Annotated in this window: 10 protein-coding genes, 1 tRNA gene, 2 pseudogenes and 1 other annotated feature; of the genes and pseudogenes, 10 read left to right on the top strand and 3 right to left on the bottom strand. The window is 66.3% G+C overall.

Translation table 11 applies throughout. The annotated features are described in order from the left end of the window. Positions 1–198 precede the first annotated feature (198 nt). Positions 199–369 carry a hypothetical protein gene (locus JF886_RS08610; RefSeq protein WP_337311521.1) on the bottom strand — a complete coding sequence of 57 codons (171 nt, stop codon included), beginning with the start codon at positions 367–369 and terminating at the stop codon, positions 199–201. 118 nt (positions 370–487) lie between these two features. After that, positions 488–604 (top strand) — a sequence feature (AL1L pseudoknot). Between JF886_RS08610 and JF886_RS08605 the strand changes: the two are divergent. The 6 genes and pseudogenes from JF886_RS08605 to JF886_RS08580 form a co-directional block, all read left to right on the top strand. Then, a pseudogene (locus tag JF886_RS08605) lies at positions 509–1,423 on the top strand (IS3 family transposase); the annotation flags it as partial. Its footprint overlaps the feature before it by 96 nt. 461 nt (positions 1,424–1,884) lie before the next feature. Beyond that, positions 1,885–4,101 carry a histidine kinase gene (locus JF886_RS08600; protein ID WP_337311518.1) on the top strand — a complete coding sequence of 739 codons (2,217 nt, stop codon included), beginning with the start codon at positions 1,885–1,887 and terminating at the stop codon, positions 4,099–4,101. A 543-nt stretch (positions 4,102–4,644) separates the two neighbouring features. Beyond that, entirely contained in the window at positions 4,645–6,819 is a 2,175-nt protein-coding gene (locus tag JF886_RS08595; protein ID WP_337311516.1) for a sensor histidine kinase, read from the top strand. 288 nt (positions 6,820–7,107) lie between these two features. After that, the gene (locus JF886_RS08590) at positions 7,108–8,103 is read left to right on the top strand and encodes a cyclic nucleotide-binding domain-containing protein (RefSeq protein WP_337311514.1); all 996 of its coding nucleotides are present in this window, start codon (positions 7,108–7,110) and stop codon (positions 8,101–8,103) included. Between the two features lie 616 nt (positions 8,104–8,719). Beyond that, positions 8,720–9,172 carry a VOC family protein gene (locus tag JF886_RS08585; protein WP_337311512.1) on the top strand — a complete coding sequence of 151 codons (453 nt, stop codon included), beginning with the start codon at positions 8,720–8,722 and terminating at the stop codon, positions 9,170–9,172. A 126-nt stretch (positions 9,173–9,298) separates the two neighbouring features. After that, positions 9,299–9,413: transfer RNA gene (locus JF886_RS08580), tRNA-OTHER, on the top strand. 116 nt (positions 9,414–9,529) lie between these two features. Here JF886_RS08580 and JF886_RS08575 read toward each other — a convergent pair. Beyond that, a complete protein-coding gene (locus tag JF886_RS08575) occupies positions 9,530–12,985 on the bottom strand; it encodes an ABC transporter substrate-binding protein (protein ID WP_337311510.1) in 3,456 nt (1,151 codons plus the stop codon). Positions 12,986–13,171: 186 nt separating this feature from the next. Here JF886_RS08575 and JF886_RS08570 point away from each other — a divergent pair, with 186 nt between their 5' ends. The 3 genes from JF886_RS08570 to JF886_RS08560 all read left to right on the top strand — a co-directional run bounded on the left by JF886_RS08570 (position 13,172) and on the right by JF886_RS08560 (position 16,430). Further along, positions 13,172–14,782, top strand: a complete 1,611-nt coding sequence (locus JF886_RS08570) for a right-handed parallel beta-helix repeat-containing protein (RefSeq protein WP_337311508.1) — start codon at positions 13,172–13,174, stop codon at positions 14,780–14,782. Positions 14,783–14,952: 170 nt separating this feature from the next. Further along, the gene (locus tag JF886_RS08565) at positions 14,953–15,567 is read left to right on the top strand and encodes a hypothetical protein (RefSeq protein WP_337311506.1); all 615 of its coding nucleotides are present in this window, start codon (positions 14,953–14,955) and stop codon (positions 15,565–15,567) included. A gap of 275 nt (positions 15,568–15,842) precedes the next feature. Continuing rightward, positions 15,843–16,430 carry a hypothetical protein gene (locus tag JF886_RS08560; protein ID WP_337311504.1) on the top strand — a complete coding sequence of 196 codons (588 nt, stop codon included), beginning with the start codon at positions 15,843–15,845 and terminating at the stop codon, positions 16,428–16,430. A 996-nt stretch (positions 16,431–17,426) separates the two neighbouring features. Here the strand turns inward: JF886_RS08560 and JF886_RS08555 are convergent. Then, positions 17,427–18,499: pseudogene (locus JF886_RS08555) on the bottom strand (IS630 family transposase). A 634-nt stretch (positions 18,500–19,133) separates the two neighbouring features. Here JF886_RS08555 and JF886_RS08550 point away from each other — a divergent pair. After that, on the top strand, positions 19,134–20,981 hold the full coding sequence (locus tag JF886_RS08550) for a diguanylate cyclase (RefSeq protein WP_337311502.1): 1,848 nt from the start codon (positions 19,134–19,136) through the stop codon (positions 20,979–20,981). Positions 20,982–21,107: the final 126 nt, after the last annotated feature.

The following is a 21,107-nucleotide window of genomic DNA, read 5'->3' as shown; positions in this document are numbered from 1 at the left end:
CGCTGGACTCGAGCGCGGAGTCCACGGAATCGGCAGCGTCGTGGCTGTGCGTGCGGAACAGCGACGAGACCCATCCCCAGCGACCATGCGCATGCTCGTGCTCGTCGTGGTGATGGCCGTGCTGCTCGTGCGCGCCGTGCTCGGCTGAATCTGCGCGCACTTGGGTGCCGACGGTCACCGGATCCGAGGGTATCGAGGTCATTCCGCGAGGCCCGCTCCGTCGGGGCAGCGGGGTATCCAGGTCACCCGGCGGGCCTGCGGCACCGCCGCAAAAACAGCCCGCTCCACCTCCGCGGTTCGCTTCTGAGCGGCGTGGAGGGCTGTGCCTCCGTCCAGGGTGCCCTGCACCTCGACGACCAGCGATCGCACACAGTGGGATCTCGACGCAATCGCGCGCAAGCTGAACACACGGCCACGGAAGACGCTTGGGTTCGCGACGCCAGCGGCTAGACTCGACGCGAGTATTGCGTCGACCGGTTGAACTCACCTCGATTTTCTTCGCGACCGAGCTCGACGGTCGACAGCCGAGATGACCACATACATCGATGCGCAGCGCCAGCGCTTTGGGATCGAGCCGATCTGCAGGGTGCTGCAGTTCGCCCCAGCCACGTACTACGCAGCCAGCGGTCGCGCTCCGTCGGCACGCCGGCTCCGCGACGAGCAGCTCATGCCCGAGATCACGCGGGTCTGGAACGAGCATCGCCAGGTGTACGGCGCCGACAAGGTCTGGCGACAGCTGAACCGGGAGGGCATTGGTGTGGCCCGTTGCACCGTGGAACGCCTGATGCAGCAACTGGGCCTTCGCGGTGTGGTGCGGGGCAAGACGGTGCGCACCACCTTCGGCGACGAGACCGCGGCACGACCCGCTGATCTGGTCGATCGGCAGTTCCGGGCTGCGGCGCCCAACCGCTTGTGGGTGGCCGATCTGACGTATGTGAAGACGCACTCAGGCTGGGTCTACGTGGCCTTCGTCATCGACGTCTTCTCACGCTCCGTGGTTGGCTGGCAGGCATCGCGTTCGCTGCGCACCGACCTCGCCCTCGATGCGCTCGAGATGGCGCTCTGGGCACGTCGTGGTGAGCGCCTCGACGGCCTCATTCATCACTCGGATCGCGGCTCGCAATATCTCGCTATTCGGTACAGCGAACGCCTCGCGGACGCCGGCGCGGTGACCTCAGTGGGCTCGCGTGGCGACTCGTACGACAACGCGCTTGCCGAATCCTTCAACGGCTTGTACAAGGCAGAGCTCATTCACCGCCGTTCGTGGACCGGGATGAACGACGTGGAGTACGAGACGCTCGCCTACGTCGACTGGTTCAATCAGCGGCGTCTACACGGGGAGATTGGGATGGTCCCGCCTGCAGAGTTCGAGGCCACCTACTACCATCAGTCAACCCTAGTCGCGGTGGCTGGGACTCAATAACCAGAGTCTCTACGAAACCCGGGGCGGTTCAGTCGGGCCCGTCGACGGGGACCGCACCGTTGCCATCAAGAAGCCGCCGCTCCGGCGCCGCGGGCCCCGAAGGTAGTGACTCAGGAATTCGTAAGTCACTACTCTCGGCAAAGTGGTCTTACCGGAGCAGGCCTTCCCGAGTCGGGCAGTGCGCGCCAAGAAAAGTGTCCGTCAAAGCGGGTCAACCCCACGTACTACATAACCCGCTAATCGGGTGTCAATCGGACGCTAACGACCCGATCCGGTTGGGACGAACCGCGGTTTGCCAGCCGCCAGCCTCGGGTCGACGGCGATCCTGCGGCCTCGGAGGTCATTGCATGGTGTCCGTGCAGCAGCGAGCGGACACCCCTGGCGTCAGGGGGGGCAGCATCCAACGCCGGCCGGGTCAGCACCCTCGACGCGGGCCACGGGCGGCGGCGATAGTGACGCGGATGAACCGGCGGTCACGGGCACCTGAACTGTGGTGGGTAGCCTCGATCCTTCTGACCCTGGCGGCGGCGGTCGTGGTCGCCCTCACCCTCGCGGCCGGAGGTTCAGCCGCGGTGGTCGACGTCTACACGGTCGTCTTCCTCATCCTCGCGCCCGTCTATGCGAGCGTCGGCATGGTCATCCTCGTGCGCGCGTCCGGCAACAGGGTTGGCTGGGTGCTCCTCGCCATCGGTCTCCTTCTCTCCGTCCAGAACATCGCCGGTGATGCGGCGGGCTATGCCCAGACCTCAGTGGGCCGCTGGGTACCGGGCGCGGACTGGCTGAACTGGGTCAGCAACTGGGCGTGGGTTCCCGGCGTCGTCGGCGCTCTGGCGCTGCTGCCTGTTCTGTTCCCCAACGGCAAGCTCCCTTCGCGGAGATGGCGCCCGCTGGTGTGGGTTGTGTGCGGGGCCACCGCGGTCGGCCTCGGCGGGTACGTACTGCTTCCCAGCGGCGTCACCGGTGCGGCGACCCCGCCCAGCCCCGCCGGCGTCGCGGCTCTCGTCCCTTTCGCGGGCGTTTTCAATGCCCTGTATGTTTTCGCCCTCCTCGCTGGGGTGGTCGGCGGCGCGTGCTCGCTCGTTGTCCGCTTCCGGCATGGAACGTACGACGAACGGGAGCAGATCAAATGGTTTGCCACGGCGTTCGTACTTCTCGCGGCGATGCTCGCCGTGTACACGATCGTCGGCGCCCTGGGGATCGCAACTCCGGGCTGGCTGATCGCCGGCCTCATCTGTCTCGGGCTGACGGCCGTCCCGTTGACGGTCGCCGTCGCCGTTCTCCGGTACCGGCTGTACGACATCGACCTGGTGATCAACCGGGCGCTCGTCTACGGCACGCTCGCACTCTTCATCACCGCCGTGTACGTCGGCATCGCGGTGGGGATCGGCGCGCTCATCGGGGGCAGCGGCAAGCCGAACCTCGCCCTCTCCATCCTCGCGACCGCGATCGTGGCAGTTGGCTTTCAACCGGTCCGTGAGAGGCTGCAACGCTTCGCCAATCGCCTTGTCTACGGAAGACGGGCGACCCCGTATGAGGTTCTCTCGCAGTTCTCGGAACGCGTCGCCGGATCCTACGCAACGGACGATGTCATGCCGCGCATGGCGCGGGTCCTGGCGGACGGCACCGGCTCGCAGCGCGCGGACGTGTGGTTGATCAGCGGAGCGGTGTGGGAGAACGTGGCGACGTGGCCGACCGCGGCTAGCGCCGCCACGCCGACGGCGGTGGGCGATGGTGGGTTGCCCCCGCTCAACGGCGCGAGTCAGCTGGTGCCGGTCCGGCATCAGGGCACGCTCCTCGGTGCGTTGAGCGTCACCAAGCGTACCGGGGAGCTTCTGACCCCGGTGGAGGAGAACCTCCTCACGCACCTCGCCGGTCAGGTCGGGCTCGTTATGAAGAACGTCGGCCTGAGAGCGGATCTCGACGCTCGCATCGTGGAACTTCGTGCATCGCGCCAGCGACTCGTGGTGGCGCAGGACGACGAACGCCGGCGGCTGGAGCGCAACCTCCATGACGGTGCCCAACAACATCTCGTCGCCCTCAAGGTGAAGCTCGGTCTCGTGGAGATGCTCATGCAGCGCGATCCGGACAAGGCAAAGCTGACCCTCGACCAGCTCAAGCACGATGCCGACGAGGCGCTCGAAACACTTCGGGATCTGGCGCGCGGCATCTATCCGCCGCTGCTTGCCGACAGGGGGTTACAGGTCGCTCTGGAGGCGCAGGCGCGCAAGGCATCGGTGCCGGTGGTGATCTACGGGGAGGGCATCAGACGATATGCGCAAGAGGTCGAGGCGGCGCTGTATTTCTGCGTGCTTGAGGCCTTACAGAATGTGCAGAAGTACGCTCAGGCGTCGAAGGTCACGGTGCATCTGGATGAGGTCGACGGCGGCCTCACCTTCGCGGTCACCGACGATGGCCACGGCTTCGATGTCGAGACCATGAAGCGCGGAGCAGGCCTGACGAACATGGCTGACCGGCTCGATGCTCTTGGCGGTACGGTCCACGTTGCCTCCATGATCGGCCACGGCACCACGGTCAGCGGTGCGCTCAGCGCCCCCGCGACCCCCCAGTCGCCGACGGCGAAGACGTCAACCGATCACGAGATCGGCACGCCAACGCCTGGCGCGTCGCGGAGCAGCGTAACGAGCGACGCTGGCTCAGGCGAGGGCGCTGTCTCTTGAAGGCTTTGGCGATCTCAGCCTGGGCCGCTTGACGAAGGCGCGCGCTCATCCCACTTCCGACAGAAGCTGTGGCCAACTTGTGCTGACTTGCTTCCGGTGGGAACACCGCCGGACCGGCGTGGAACCCCGGGGGGGTCAGCGTGGAACGCCATGGGAAATGGGGGTGAGTAGTCGTCTAGTGGCCGTTCTCAGCCCCTCTCGAATACGAATTGGAACGCTACCTTGCCACGCTTTCCGCCGCGGGGCTGATATCTGCGTCTGGCATCAGTCGGATCCTGCCGCAAGGACCTGCGCCACCGGAAAGGAGGGTCGGGCGGCGCTCGAGCCTCGGCCACCTCCGCTGGGGTGCGGACCTCACCGCCCGGGGTGTGGCCGCACCATCGACAGCGGGCGGGGGTGGCCATATCGTGCGCTTGTGAATTCGAGGAGGTTGGGGCCGCGGGCACTTCGCCTCGGTGGCGGTGTCGTCGCGCCCGAGGGCGGGTGAAGTGAGGCTGCGGGAGCTGCAATGAAGGCACGCGAACCACGGCTCCCGGTCCCGGAATGAGCATCCGCAGCCCGGACCGTTCCGACCGTCAAGTGGTCGACGCACAGCGCTCGCGGCCGGCGCTGCGGCTCGGGGTCGCCCTAGCCGCACTGGTGGTCGTCCTGATTGTCGGTCACGTCTTGTGGAACGTCGCTGTCGCCTCCCGCCTCGTGCCCGACCCGCTGCGCGAGTCCGACCTCGTCGCGAGCAACCTCCCGACCCTCGTCTTCACGGTGGCCGGGGGGGTGATCATCTGGAAGCAACCGCGGAACCGCATCGGCTGGCTGCTGTGCCTGGTCGGACCGATTGCCCTCCTGCTGGCCAATCTCCCCTTGGACTACGCCGGAGTGGGCCTGGCCATCGCTCCGGGGTCGGTACCAGCACCCGAGGTGTGGCTGTCGGTCGACGAGATTATGCCGATCGCCGTTTTCAGCTCGATCCTGTGTGTCCTGGCGGCGATCTTCCCCGATGGGCGGCTCATCCGGCCATGGCTGCGAATCGTCTGGGTACTGCTCGCAGTGCACGTGGCAGTGGTCCTGCCGGGTCTCCTTGACCCGGGCGTGCTGGATCATTTCCACCTCCACCTTCGCTCACCACTGTCGCTGCAGGGCCTGGCCGGCTACTCGAATGCCCTCCTTCCGACAGTCATTGGGCAAGCCAGCTTTGGGGCGGCCTTCGTCCTCGCCTGGGGTTCGATGATCTGGCGCTACCGCGAGTCTGACCAGGACGAGCGTCATCAGATCAAGTGGTTGCTGGCGGCCACCCTGGTGGATTTCGTTGCCTTTATGGGGGGGTCCGCGATCGCCCCCCTGCTCGGTGTCGAGATTCCCAACGCTGTCATCCCAGTGGTAGCCATGGGACTGCCGCTCGCCATCGGCATTGCCATCTTGAAGTACCGCCTCTACGCCATCGACGTGGTCCTCAGTCGCACCCTGGTGTACGGCGCGCTGGCCGTCTTCATCACCGCGGTGTACGTGGGCATCGCCGTGGGAGTTGGAACGTTGATCGGCAGCGCCGGGAAGCCCAATCTGGGGCTGTCGATCCTGGCCACTGCCGTGGTGGCCGTGGGATTCCAGCCCGTCCGCGAGCGCGTGCAAAAGGTTGTCAACCGCCTCGTGTACGGCCGGCGCGCCACCCCCTACGAGGTGCTGTCGCAGTTTTCCGAACGGGTCGCCGAATCCTATGCGACCGACGATGTGATGCCACGGATGGCGCGGGTGCTCGCGGAAGGAACCGGCGCCCAGCGCGCTGACGTCTGGCTGCGCAGCGGAACGGTGTGGCGGCAGGCTGCCGTCTGGCCGGTTGACGCAGGCGCTGCGGAGCCAGTCCAAATGACTGCAGAAACGCTGCCGCCGGTCAACGGAGCCAACCGCCTCGTCGCGGTGCGCCATCAGGGGGACCTGCTCGGCGCGCTCGGGGTGACCAAGCGCAGCGGCGAGTCGCTGACGCCTGTCGAGGAGCATCTCCTCAACGACCTGGCCGGCCAGGCGGGGCTGGTGCTCAAGAATGTCGGCCTGACCAGCGATCTCCAGGCGCGGTTGACCGAGCTGCGAGCCTCTCGCCAGCGCCTGGTCACCGCCCAGGACGAGGAGCGTCGGCGTCTGGAACGCAACCTCCACGACGGCGCTCAACAGCACCTCGTGGCGCTCAAAGTGAAGCTCGGCCTGGCCGTGATGCTCATGGGCCGGGATCCGGAGAAGGCGCAACAGACTCTCAGCCAGCTGAAGTCGGACGCCGACGAGGCGCTGGAGACGCTGCGCGATCTGGCTCGCGGCATCTACCCGCCGCTGCTCGCCGACAAGGGGCTGCAGGTGGCGCTGGAGTCCCAGGCGCGCAAGGCGACGGTTGCGGTCAGAGTTGACGCAGATGGGCTCGGCCGGTACTCACAGGAGATCGAGGCGGCTGTGTACTTCTGCGTGCTCGAGGCGTTGCAGAATATCCAAAAGTACGCACACGCATCCGCTGTGGTGATTCGCGTCCGTGAGGCCGACGGCGCGATCCACTTCGAGGTGAACGACGACGGTGACGGCTTTGACGTGGCCACGGTGACCAGAGGGGCAGGGCTGACCAACATGGCGGATCGTCTCGACGCCCTCGGTGGTGCGCTGAACATCACTTCGTCGATCGGGGAAGGGACCACGATCGCAGGTTCACTCGTCAGTACCTCGGCGAGGGTGCTCGCGGTCACCTGATAGCCGAATCGTGCTGTCGGCAGTGGTGTTGGCACTCGCGCGCGGGTCATCAGTATCCCGGAGAACCGGGCGCGCACCCTCGGCGCGCACCGGCGCCGATGCCAACGTCAGTCGCCTGACACCGAAGCAGGCGACGACCGCAAGGAGAGGGTCACCGATGCGCCCCACACAACCACCACCAGAAGTCGGCAAGGAGGCAGGCAACACTAAGCGCGGTGGTGAGCCTCCCCTTCAGCGGTCGCGTGAGCACCATCGACAGCCCTAGCGGCCGCGGGCATTGTTTTGAGCATGCGCATCGAATCGTCAGTCACGTCGATCTCGTGGATCCCCTCGGAGGCCGTCCAGGGGATGAGCAGGCTTCCCTTTGAGATGGTGGCTCACTACGACCCGCCGCTTCCGGATCGCATCGAGGACCTCGACGCGCTTGCCGCGGGGGATCGATTTCGCTTTGCCAACGAACTCCGTGCGTGGATCGAGGTGGAGCAGGGGCGCATCGTCGCGTACGGCTACAGTGGTGGCGGCCGAATTGGCTCGACCACGCTGCGATTGGCTGGCAAGACCGCGACGTTTGCCGCCGTCGCGCTGCCGGATCGGCAACAGGTGCCCGTCGTCACGGATGGCTGCGTGCGATTCGTGCAGACGGCCGGAGGGCGCACCGGCGTCCCTGCGCCGCGCCGCGTCAAGTACCCGCCCTTCGTCCAGATCTCGGCGCCCCTGGCCTGGACGACGCTCGGTTTGACAGTTCGTACCGATGGCAGTTCATCCCACGACGTCGTCGGCGCCAGCTCGTTTCCTCGGCACTGGATCTACGACGAGGAGGGCCGGCTGGTTCTCAAGTCAGGTTTGGTCGACTCCAAGAGCTGGTCGCAGCGGGCCTTCGGGAGGCACACACCGTGGGGCGACGAGGACTCCCCGGCAATGGTCACTGAGGTTGAGAGCGCCTTGGAACGTGAGCTCTCGGCTCGCATCATGCGCGGCGGCAGCAAACCCAGCATGGGCACCTTGCGCAAGGACCAGACACTTGTCTCTGAGGGGGATTCGGGCAGCGACGTGTTCCTTCTGCTTGACGGCGTTCTGACAGTGGAGGTGAAGGGCGCGGTTCTTGGGCAGTTGGGACCCGGCGCCGTCCTCGGTGAGCGGGCGGTGATCGAGGGCGGCAACCGAACCGCCACTGTGCGTGCGTTGACACCGTGCCGCGTGGCTACGATCAGCGGCAAGGACCTTGATCCGCGGGTGCTGGCTGAGCTGTCAACGGGTCATCGCCGAGAGGGCTCCGCGCGCTGATGGATGCGAAGCCGCCCCGCGAAGGTGCGCTCTCGAAGATGCTTAGTCCAGTACCTGGGCCAAGTGTGCTAACGGTCCTCTGGGCGACAGTCACCGTGAACAATGACGCTCCCGTCCGCCCGGAAGAAGACCCTGCAGCGCGCTGGAGTCGATGGCGTGCAGGCGCCGAAGGAAGGCGCACGTGTCGGCCAATCGTGCTCCAGCTCCACCTCTCGCGGCGACGGTCTGCCCGCCCACGCTCGGAATGAACGGCATTCGCAACTCGCAGGGAGTGCGGCGTTCACCGGCAGCGGCACCGACAGCAGACGATCGCCGAGGAACCACAGCACCTGCCGTTCCCTGATCCAGCTGTCGATGTTGCGGCCGTAGTGCTTGACGACCCGCGTCACCGTCCCGCCTGACGTTGTTGCCGGGACGTCGCAGGTATCCATTCGCGGCCTTCGGATGGTTCACGCACAGCGCGAGTATGTTGCGCGGTGGTGAGCCCAGAGTCGGCGTCCTCGCGGTGATCGGTCGCCCTTTCTCCCTGGGTCGCGTCCACATGGTCGAGTCCGCATACTGATCACCCCCACAGGGGCGCTCAGGGAGGCGCCCGAAGGTGGGAAGGAGGTTGGCCGTGAGCGTCCAGTTCAAACCCGACGGGTATCACACCATCACGCCGTACCTGGTGGTCGAGGGCGCCGCCAACGCGATCGCGTTCCTGTCCGAGGTGCTCGGCGCGACCGAGACACTGCGCATGGACATGCCGGACGGTCGCATCGGCCATGCCGAGCTGCTCATCGGCGACTCGCACCTCATGATCGCGGACGTGCCGGTGGGCGGAAAGGTCAAGAACGGCCTCCTGCACCTCTACGTCGAAGACTCCGAAGCCCTGTACCGCCGCGCCCTCGAGAAGGGGGCCACCTCGCTCCGCGAGCCCACCGTTGAGTTCTACGGCGACCGTGTTGCCAGCTTCGCCGACCGCTGGGGCAATGAGTGGTTCCTCGCCACCCACGTGGAGGACATCTCCGAGGAGGAGATGACCCGCCGCGCGGTGGAGAGGGCCAACACCGCCGGCGCGCAACTGTAGTCTCCCGGCGCAGCGTACTTGGGGAAGCGACAGCTGACGGCAAATCCGGGCTCGATTGCGCCGAGTTGCTCCCCGTGGGATCGCGACCCGATAGATTGGGCCGCCGACGGGCCGGCGTGGAGCCCCGTGGGAGTTGGGGGTAAGTACTCGTCTAGTGGCCATTTTCGAGCCCTCCCGAATACAGAATTAGAAGCCTACCTTGCCAAGGTAAGGGTCGCGAGTTCGAGCCTCGTCTCCCGCTCTCGCGTCCGCGGTCAATGGGTCGTTCTGCGTGGTCACTTTGCTCCGCGGGTCGAGGATTCGGAATGGTGGTGATCGGTTCGTACCGCGCGGTACGCTCCCTCACGCTCCGAGCGCTCATCTGACCCAGAGCTGATCGAGCAAGATGCCCACAGCGGGGCTGAATTGGTAATTCCCGCAGCGCCGCGAGAGCAGGTCGGCCGATGAGAAGTTGACGACGGGTAGCACCGGAGCGAGGTCGGTGATCTCGCGTCCAATGTCCGCCCACAACGCGTTGGCGTGAAGGGGATCGGTGGTCTGGAGCGCGCTGGCCTTGCTCACCTGTTGGTCGACGCCGGGGTCACAGAACTCGGAGGCGTTCGACGTATGCAACGGATCGGCCGGGACGAAGTTCGAACACCCCAGCCAGAGGGTGTAGAAGTTGGAAGGGGCCGGGTAGTCTGCGATCCAATTGTTGGTTCCCAACTGCACCTGCCGACGCGAATCGCTTACGGTGCTCACCCACTCCGACTCCTTCAGGAAGTGCACTGTGGCTGGATAGCCGAGCTGCTGCAGCACGGACGCGACATATTCCGCGGTTGGAGTCGACGGTGGATCGCCCTGGTGAGCCCAAACTGTGACGCGCTCTCCGCCGGTACCTGAAGCCGCTACCAGCGCGCGCGCGGCCGCAAGGTCGGGACCGACCCACGCTCCCGTCGGGCTCGGGTCGGCTGTGTACGGGCAATACGGCTGGTAGCCGGGCATGCTCGGCGGGAGGAGCTGACATGCTGGCTGAGCGACCAGCGGACCGCCGAAGATCTGTACGAGCCTCGATCGGTCGACGGCCAGGTTCAGGGCCCGACGAACCCGGACATCGTCGAAGGGCGCAACCCTCGTGTTCAGAAAGAGGTAGTACGTGCCTAGCCCTGCATTGATGTGGAGCTGACCCGCAAACGCCGTGGCAGCTTCCGACAGGGTGCCCGGCCCGATATCCGACGTCCAGTCGGCGGCGCCATGCTCCACGGCCGCCGCCTCCTGGCCAGGTGACATACCGAACGTCCAGTTGATCTGATCTGGGAATCCGTCCGGCTGTGCCGCAGCGGACCACTCGTGGAAGCGCGGATTCCGCACTAGGTCCAATTCGTGCCCCGGGATGAACCGCCGAATCTCGTACGGGCCTGTCGAAGGCACGGGGCTCGAGCCGACGTCGCGGGCCGGGATGTTGACAGGCACCGGGGCGGTGAACACGAACGTGAGCTTGTACAAAAAGTTTGTGTCGGTTGACGTGAGGTGGAAGGTGACCGTGTCTGTGCGTTCGTCGACCGTGATCCCCTTCGACAGGTCGCAATGCGCAGGGCGGGTTGCACAAGCACTTGCCCCTGTGATGCCCTCAAGGAAGGAACCTGCCCCGGCACCGTTCAGCTCCAGCGTGCGTTCGAAGCCGTGGCGGAAATCCTCAGGACGAACGAGCTGGCCAGTCGAGTACCGCACACCGGGGCGTAAGACAAATGTGTATGTCGTGCCGCCGTCGCTTGGGCTGGGGAGAAATACCGCCAGGTCCGGCACCAACTGCAGTCCTGAACGTCCTCCCGACCGCTGGTACGTGACCAGCGTGTCATAGGTGTAGGCCCACAGCTGGCTTGGCGCCTCCGGCCAGAGGTTTGCGGGGTCGATCGAGGCGAGCGGAAACGAAGACTCGGCGTGAAGCGTACCGCCGCGATGCTGGCCGGTCTGGGCCGCCCTCACGGCAAACCAGACGTCTGCACCATCTCCTGCGATCGCGACCGGCCGATTGCCCACGCCGATGGATGAGACGACGCGTTTCTGACCAGGATCGATTAGGGAGAGAGTCCCTGACAGAGCGTTCGCGACCCAGACCCCTCCAGCACCCGCCGCCAGGCTCGATGGGCCGTTGTCGACCGGAATGGTTGCCGCCACCGACCCGCGGCGCGGATCGATCGCAGATACGGTGCTGTCCCGGCTGTTGGCGACCCACACCGATCCATTCCCCGCCACCACAGCCGTCGGGCCGCCGCCGACGGCGATGTCCTGGGTAATGTTGCCGGTGACCGGATTCACCCGCAACACCTGATTGGCCGATTGGCTCGTCACCCACACCGCCCCCGCGAACACGGCGATGTCGAACGGCGGAGAACTGAGACTGACGGACGCGATCAGGCGGTCTGTGGCCGGATCGATCCGCTCCAGCGTTCCGCCTGTTGCATCAGCCACCCAGACCGACCCCTCCCCCACGGCAACGGCGGTGGGCGCGGACCCCACACCGATTGTGTCGACGACGCGGTTGGTGGCGAGGTCAATGCGCGAAACCGTGCCGTCAAGAGCATTGGCAACCCAGGCGGAGCCGTAACCAATTGCAATCCCATCGGCCCCCCCGCCGACCGAAATCGACTGCGTCACCCTCTGTGTCGCTGGATCGATGCGGTAGACGACATGGGCTTCTGGGCTGGTGGCCCACAACGATCCACCCCCCGCTGCCAATTGGCCGGGGGGAGCGTCGAGAGCGAGTTCCGAGGCGACTGCACGGCCATCTGCGGAGAGCATGCCCAGCCCGTTGGGTCGCACGGTCACCGTCCCGCCGTGACCCCGCAGCAGGAGAGGAGCCGCGGCGGCAATCAGCGCCAGGACAAACGCGGAGGCAACCGCCGCGAGACGCCCTCGGCGGTGCTGACGATGACGTCGTGCGGACCCGATCGCAGTCGGCGCCGACGGGGAGGGTGAGCGGAGATCGGCCTCGGCCGGAGCGGCGATCGTCGGTCCCGGCACAAAGGTCTCACTGCCGGCGGCGTGAGACACCTCCGCCGGCAGCTCCAGGTCGAGCTCCTGGTGCAGGATGGCTCGCTCCAGCTGTTGCAGCTCGGGCCCGGGTTCGATGCCGAGGTCGTCGACAAGGGTCTGTCGAGCTCGCCGGTACGCCGCGAGAGCCTCCGCCTGGCGGCGCGACCGGTACAGCGCGAGCATGAGCTGCCAGTGGAATCGCTCGTGGTACGGGTGCACGGCCAGGAGTGACTCCAGCTCTCCGCTGATCTCCCGGTGTCGTCCCAACATGAGCGCGGCGTCGACCTGGCGCTCGAGAACCAGGAGCCGACGCGCATCCAGACGCTGGCCTGCGGAAGAGCCGAGGGGGCTGTCGCCCAGGTCGGCAAGGGCTGGCCCGCGCCACATCTCCAGAGCCTCCCGGTAGAGACGCGCGGCCTCTGCCGCATCGCCCTTGACCAGAGCCGCATCGCCCTCTGCCGCGAGCCGCTCAAAGCGCAGTGCGTCCACCTGGTCAGGCTCGACGTCCATCATGTAGCCGCCGGAACGGCTCACGATGGCTCCGTCGACTCCGCTGCGTACCAAAAGGCCGCGAATCCGGGAGATATGGGCCTCGAGACTGTGGCCGGCAGAGGTTGGCGCCTGGTCGCCCCACAGATCGTCGACGAGCCGGCGCGTGGAAACAACACGCCGGGCGTTGAGAGCGAGATCGGCGATGACTGTGCGCTGCCTGGCGCCGCCCAGGGCGAGGAGCTTTCCCTCCAAGCGAGCCTCAATGCCGCCGAGCAGGAAGAACGAGAGATCCCCTCGCGCAGCCATCGTGCGCGAAGGTACCACCCCGCGAGTCAGAGGACCACGACCCCGGGGGTCTGCCTCCGCGGTCGTGTGAGCGGGTTGTGAGCGTTCCGCGACGACCAGGCGCGCCCAGCCCGCCAGGATTCCCATCGCGATGACCATGGCGGCTTCCGCCACACGCAACACCGTGCAGAAGAGAGGAGGACGGCGATGAGCCGGTTCATGTGGCCAGGCGCCGTCAGGACGGTGCTGCTCGGGTCTGCGGTGGCCGCCTCGCTGCTCAGCGGAGCCGGCAGGGCGTCAGCGAAGACGCTGGACGTCTGTCCAAGCGGCTGTCCGTATACGCACATCGGGCCCGCGATTGCTGCCGCCACCAGCGGTGACACCATCGAGGTCGGTCGCGGCACCTACGCGGGCGGCTTCGTCATCAACGTCAGTTTGAAGCTCGTGGGACAGGGCCCGGATGCAACGATCATCCGGGGCGGCGGATCGGTCATTACGATCGGCACCTTCGGGACGTCGAGCGAACCAACCGTCTCCATCAAGGGAGTCACCGTCACCGGCGGCGTCGCACGGTCGAGCCCGGAATCAACCCCGTTCGTCGGCCAGGAGGGGGTGTACGCCATGGGCGGCGGAGTCGAGATTCCGCCGAACGCGGCCTTCACCGGCGGAGCGACCGTCACGATCTCCAACAGCGAGATCACCGGCAATCGCGCGGCTCCGACGCACACAGTTCCGTCTGGGCTTCCGTTTCCATGCGGCCAGTGCCCGTTCGCGCTAGCCGCGGGCGGCGGCATTGACAACTGGGGAACGCTGACACTCACTCACACGACGGTCAGCAACAACCGCGTTGGTTCGGCCTCCGGTTTGTCGACACTCGCAAGCGACGCCGAGGGCGCGGGGATCATGAATCACCTGAATGCACTGACCATCGACGACTCACGCGTCAGCGACAACCGGGCCAGCGCCACCGCACCGAACGGACGGTTTGCCGACTCGGGCGGGATTTTCGTCGAGCGGGGTCCACTGAGCATGAATGACAGCCGGGTGACGGGTAACAGCGCCACCCTGGCAGCGTCCCTTCCGAACAGCGTCGATCTACTGGCGATCGCGGGCGGGATGCATATCGGCAGCGGGGCCTCCGCCACGATCAACAAGACCACCTTCTCCGAGAACTCTGTGAGCATGACGAATACGGTCGGCAACTCGTTCGCCGTTTCTGGTGGCCTCCATACCGACCTCGATGTTAAGGTGACCAATGCTGTCATCACCAACAACACCGTCCGTTCGGCAACGCTGCCCGGCTCGTCGGGAGACGCCGAGGGCGATTCGGGCGGGGGTGAGATCAGCGGCACGATCACCGACACGCGCTACGCGGACAACAGCGTAATGGTCAGCTCTGCGGCCGGAAGGACGGTCGCCTTGGCTGGCGCGGCGATCGTCGGCGGATCGATGACGAACAGCATCGTCAGCGACAACGATGTTCGCGGGTACAGCCCCCGGGGCTCCGTTTTCGTCGCAGGCGCCGGCCTGATAGTGGCGGTGAGCCTGGAGTTGCGCAACACGACGGTGAGCCGCAACACCGGTCACGCCCGGGGGCTAACTGGCAGCGCTGAAGGTGGCGGCATCTTCGATTCCGTCGCACCGACCGGGCCACCAGAGGGGCCGCTGAAGTTGACGGACAGCAGGGTTATCCGCAACATGCTGAGCGGCAGCGAGGGCATCACGTTGCAGGGCGGAGGCGTCTTCGCCACCAGTCCGGTGACACAGACCCGGAGTGTCATCGCTCACAACTCGCCCGACCAGTGCTACGGATGCTGACGCGACTAGGCGGAGTCGGGGTTGTGGGAGTCCTGGCGACCCTCCTTGCTGCCTGCTCGTCGCCAGGGGCTCCTCCGACCATTTCGGCGACCGGGTCTCCGGCCCCGATTTCGGTGACCTCGACGCTCGCCGGACGTTCCAGCTTGCCACCGCGCGTCCCCTGGGAGGCCATGCCCAGCGTCCCGTCGGCCCAGGTCTCAGAGGTCGATTTCCTGATCGACGGCCGGCTCGGCTGGGTGGAGCACAAGCCGCCATACGTCTACGGAAACGACGGAAACTGGCTCGTAACGTCGTTCCTGATGCCCGGTAAGCACACCTTCACGGTCCGAGCCATCAGCACCAGCGGGCAGAGCGCAGTGACCACAGTCACCGCGACCGTCGCTGCACCTCCGGCTCCGCCTGCTGTCCTGGCCGGCGCGTGGGCGCGCCGCGTCACCGCGGACGACGTGCGCAAGGCGACATCGGGTTCGCCGCCGCCTCCGGGTGACTGGCGGCTGACGATCGCCCCCGTCGGGTGGGCGACCTTCGACCCGCAGGGAGGCCAAGCGCTTTTTGACGTCGGGTATCAATCGTCGACGACCGTCGAGATGCGTCCCGAGATCGAGCAGCCGCCTTACCCCAACTCCAGCAACGGAGGGTTTTGCACAGGCACCGACCCGATCTTCAACTGGACGGTCGTGATCGGCAGCGGAGGGAAGACGCTGACGCTCCATCCCGCCGCCCATGACCCATGTGGGGACCGGGCCGCCATCCTCGAGGGCACCTGGACGCTCGCAAGCAGGTGAGGGTCGATGCAGGGCAGTGAGCGAAAGAGCTCGCCAACGGTACGAAGCCGAGGCGGCTGTAAAGGAAGAGTGCTATGCAAATGCTGACTAGGCCCTACCCAGGGTTTGTCCTACTGGCGGCCCTGTCCGGCCTCGCTGCCTGTGGCGGTTCGACGCCGGTAGCTAACGGAAGCAGCCAACATGGCCCGAGCGCTTCAGCTTCGCCGAGCGCTTTCACCTCGTCGGGCACTGGGCCGACCGCTGCCTTCCCAGAGAATGACACGGCGCTTGCGAACATGCCGTCCGATCTGCGCGCGCTTTGGACCAGTATTGGTGTCGCCACCGCCCCCTCCAGGCACATTTTCGACAATCTGCCAGGTCTTCCTGCCATCAACAACACCACGGGCGGGGTGACCTCACCCGACAATGCAACGCGCTTGGAGCAGGCATTCTGGCGCGCTGGAGCAATCGTGACTTGGTCAGCGGCGCACGCAGAACCTGGGTTGATCCTGTTCAGTGGCGCCGGCGACCCGATCACAGCAGCAGTTGCCGGCGGTAGCAGCGTCAGTGACCCTGCGTGTGACGTCTATCCGCTGTCCTTCAAGGTGGTCGCGATCACCAACCCGGCCGTCACGTGGCTCAAGCGCCAGTTCCAAAACGGTGGTGGCTCAATCGGAGTCGTCGCGAGATATCAGGGCACTCCCAGCTGCGCAGTGACCGCTAGCAAGGGTGGACAGACCTCCACCATCACGAACCTCAGCTTCACGTCGCACACTCTCTATCTCACGGGTGAGGTTATCCAAGACCCAGTTCTTGGCACCGTTTGGGAGAGAGATTCACGGGCAGATTGTGCGGCGGCGGGCGCACCTGTCGAATGCACGTAGCACGCGGAGGTGGTCACGATTGCATCGGTCGCGGACTCGCCCGATGTGCGACAAGGACCCCACGCGACGGGGGTGTCGTCCATGCCCACCTCGCCATGCTCAAGCGCCCGGTCTTGCGGCGGTGGGGAGTGGCCGCCGCCCTGCGCGGCGGCCATCGGCAAGGCGTGCGCTGGAAGATAGCGGCCAATTCGCACTCCGGACGAAGCGCCACGGCGATCCCCGCCCATCACAACCGGAGTCCCACAGGCGCCACACGCAGACGTGGAGTCTCCCTCCCAGCCCACGCGGTTGCGGTGAGTTCGGACGTGCGCGTTGCACTATTTGCTCCCTTTGGGAACGCGGTGTGGTCAGATTGGACCGCCACGGGGCCGGCGTGGAGCCCCGTGGAAATTGGGGGTAAGTAGTCGTCTTGAGGCCATTTTCACCCTCTCTCGAATACAGAATTGAGCCGCTACCTTGCCAAGGTAAGGGTCGCGAGTTCGAGCCTCGTCTCCCGCTCCAGCGGCTGATTTGAATACGGAATGGTCCGGCTTCGGTCGACGGCCGACCGCCTGAGACTCGCCGAGAGTACGTGTCTAGAAATTCCTAGACGCACTACCTGCAGAAAGTGGTGTTCGGGCCCGCGAGCCGAGGCGCGCGGCGCGAGGCGCAGGGCGCCCGCTTCTCCCGCCATGGGTGTGGTCATCACGTACTACAACACCTGCAATTCACCTGGCGGATCGGACACAACCACGTCCCAGCCACCGGACCGTTGCCCTTCGTGCACACCTGGCGCGGCGGTAGAAAGCAGACCCTGTCTTTAGCCTGGAGTTCGTCAGCCGGCTGCGTGCGTAGGCATGGCCTCGCGAGCATCGCACGCTGGATGGAGCGCGCCGCCTGAAGCATCCGCCGTCTGAAGACATACGGCCGAAACGCGACGTCCCGCTGCTTGAAATGTCTGAGCGGTCCGGAGCGCCGCGCGGCCAGTTCGAAACGCTAGCCCCCTGTGAGCTGTGGCTAGTGCACTGTCTTTTTGAAAGGTTGACGGTGCATCCCGGCGAGGATCTGCTCGGCTGACTTCACCCAGACGAAGGGCTTGCTGCTCTCGTTCCAGGCATCGAGGAAGCCCTGAATGGCGTCGATCAGGGCGCCGAGGCTCTTGAAAGCACCACGCCGGATGGCGCGCCGGCTGAGGATCGAGAACCAAGTCTCCACCTGATTGATCCAGCTCGATCCCGTCGGCGTGAAGTGCAACTGAACGCGCGGATGGAGGCGCAGCCAGCGCTTCACCTCGGGCGTCTGGTGGGAGGAGACGTTGTCGAGGACGATGTGGAGCTGCTTGCGGGGATAGACGCGGACCAGCAGGGTGAGGAAGGCGAGGAACTCTTCGTGGCGGTGGCGCTCGTAACAGGTGCCGGTGACCGCGCCGGTGGCCACCTCGAGAGCGGCAAAGAGGCTGGTGACGCCGTGGCGGACGTAGTCATGACTGCGCCGCTCCACCTGATGTGGCTTCATCGGCAGCAGTGGCTGAGTGCGATCCAGTGCCTGGATCTGGGTCTTCTCATCGACACACAGCACGATCGCGTTCTCGGGGGGATGCATGTAGAGGCCGACGATGTCGTGACCTTCTCTTCGAGCAAGGGGTCGTTGCTGTGCTTGAAGGTGCGCGTCCGGTGAGGCTGCAACCCCATGTCGCGCCAGATCGTGTTGATGGTGCCGTGGCTGACGCCCAGCTGAGCGGCCAGGCTTCGGGTGCTCCAGTGGGTCACTCCGCGCGGCGGCTTGCGCAGCGTGGTGCTGACCACCTTCTCGACGAACTTGCGCCCGTAAATCGGGCGTCGGCCCCGCCCCGCCGCGTCGTCGAGCCCATCCACGCCGGCCTCGGCGAATCGGGCGCGCCACTTCAGCACCGACGGCTTGGAGGTGTTCAGCTGCGCCGCGATCACTTCATTGGCGATGCCATCGGCGGCGAGCAGCACGATCCGTGCTCGTTGCACTTGGCGATGCGGAATCGCCTGGCTCCGAGCCCAGGTTTCTAAGACATCGCGCTGGGCGGCGGAGACGTAGAGTGGGGCAGCCGCCGATGACACGACGACATCATTCCACACCCACGACTCACCGTCAAGCTATTTGCTGGACGGTGCACTAGCCCGGTCGCACCGGGTGATTTTCGGCCGACGCGAAAGCCATCAGCGCGCTCCGACTGAGCTTGCCAATGCCGGTTCATCGCCACTGGAGTGACGCCCGTCTGCGGCAGTCTGTTGCTCGTCGACCAAGCCCAGGGCTATCTCCGCATCGCCACGGCTGCCCGCGGCGAGACAGCCGCGACATTCTCCGCCTCCGAGCCCGACGACAGCGCGCAGGCCATGAAGAACGGACCGACATAAACGCAGATGGCGCACCAACGCATCCCTCCGAGCCGTCGTTCGGTCGCCAGGACGACGAGAACGACGCCGCTGCCGAACGCTTGGACCGAGACAAGCGCCGACACACGGCGACGGTGGACGGCCCTCCCGCGCAACCTGGCATAGGCGTTCGCGGTCGTCACCGTTACGCATCCGTAGTCAGGGGAACATGGTCACCGCCCGGGCGGTGCCGAAGCTTGGTGATATGGATCACAGTCGCGCGGAAAACAATCCGCCAGCGGATTCGCGCCTCACCACGCCAGGTAGCGCGCTGCTTCCAGTCTTCAGCATTTCCGATCGGGCGACCATCGCCTATGAGGTGATCTCGCGCCCGCCGTCCGACCTCGACCCGATCGCGCTGGCGCAGCGGGCCCTGGACAGCGCGCAGCAGACGTCCCCTGCTGTGCTCTTCGTGCCCTGTCCCCAGGGAATCGCCGACAGCGGCGCCTTTCAGCCAGCGCAGCTCGCCACACGACCCGGGGTGGTGCCGTCGGAGGTCGCCTGGACCCTGCCCCGGGACGGGTCGATAGACGAGGGGTCTGCCATCGGCGATCGCGCGGCAGAGCTGCGCGCCGCCGGCTTTCTCCTCGCCCTCGAAGCAGAAGGCTGGCCGACCGTCGGGCACGAGCGCATCCTCGCCGTGCGACCGGACTATCTCCTCCTCAGAGCCGAGCTGGTCGCGGGCCTGCGTGACAGCCTCACCGCCCGCGCGGAGCTCGCCGGCCTGATCTCCTTCGCGGCGCGGCTCGACGTCCGCCTCATCGCGCGAGGGGTCGACGACCAGGCCACCGCGATGACGCTGGTCGCCTTGGGCGTGCAGTTCGGCAGCGGCGAGCACCTCAGCGCTCCTCTCGTCCTCGACGGTGCGGTCGCGGTCCCCGGCGACCAGGTGGTGGGTCCGTCGTGGTTTCGCCAGCACGAGCCCCGCAAGCTCGAGGCACCGGAGCGGGCCGCGCTGGTGGCCACCCGGGTCGCCGACCTTCCCGAACACGCGGTTGAAGCACCGGCTGACGACACCTTCGCTCATGCCTTGGGGGAGATCGCCCAACGCGTCCAGGCGGAGCACGACCCGATGCGCATCCTCAACGTCATCACCGAGCTGCTACCGCGCATCATGCCGATGAGCGCGCTGGCGATTTTCGACGCCAGCTGGGAGACGGACACGCTGCGACCCCTGGTGGTCGCAGGCCAGGACATCGAGGCCTTGCGTGACCAACCCTTTCCGATGAGCAAGGGCATCACCGGCTGGGCGTTCATGCGTGGGCTCCCGTACAACTGCGACAACACCGTGGCGCATCCCGCGGCCAGCACGGTCCCGGGGACCGAACGCGACGACGCCACCGAATCCTTGCTGGTGATCCCGCTCGTTGCGGGCGATCACCGCATCGGCGTCCTCGATGTCTGGCGCAACGGCGCCAACGCGTTCAGCACGCGCGACCTCGAGCACTGCGCGCTGGTTGCGCACGTGACCGCCGCCGCCTGGCACAACGCGCAGCTGTACCACCAGCTCGAGGACCGTGCCCGCACCGATTCGCTCACCGGCCTGCACAACACCAGGTGGTGGGATGAGATGGCGGCGCAGGAGGCGGCCCGCGTCCTACGCGGTGGTGCCGAGATCGGCGTTCTGCTGCTCGACCTGGATCACTTCAAGCGGGTGAACGACACGGGCGGGCACGCCGCAGGGGATCGCACCTTGAGAAACGTGGCCCGCACTCTCCGCGCGGCGGTCCGGACCGGTGATGAGGTGGTGCGCTTTGGCGGTGAGGAGTTCCTGATCCTGCTGCACGAGAGCGGCATGGACGGCGCGCTGCGCGTGGCGGAGACCGTCCGGCACGCCGTGGCGACCATGCCACATCCGGAGCCGGGGCCGCCGGTGACGGCGTCGGTCGGGGTTGCGGTGTTCCCCGCGAACGGCCCGACACTAGACGACGCCGTGCGCGCCGCGGATCTCGCCATGTATCGGGCCAAGGCACAGGGGCGGAACCGAGTCGCCGCCGCGGAGCCGGCACAGCCGTCGACGGCCGCAGCGTCTCCTCGTCGCGTACGCAGAACGGCCGTACCGACGCTAACGTTTGCTCTGCAGGCAGCGCCAACCTGCACGGCAGAGCACCGATCGTCCCTGTCGACTGACCTGCGTCCGCAACCTCACTCCAGTGATGTCCCGTAGTGTGGTGTAAATCCGGGTGAGCCCCAGCCTGCCGGCGAGGTAGACAAAGAAGGCCACCGCGGAGTTCTCTTGGAAAGCTTCAACCCAAACCAGGAGACCCACGATGGCCCAGGACAGGATGACACA

It is taken from the genome of Candidatus Aeolococcus gillhamiae, assembly GCF_016464765.1.
Classification (GTDB): domain Bacteria; phylum Chloroflexota; class Dormibacteria; order Aeolococcales; family Aeolococcaceae; genus Aeolococcus; species Aeolococcus gillhamiae.
The sequence above is the reverse complement of the archived record's forward strand: the minus strand, read 5'-3'. Positions and strand labels throughout refer to the sequence as shown.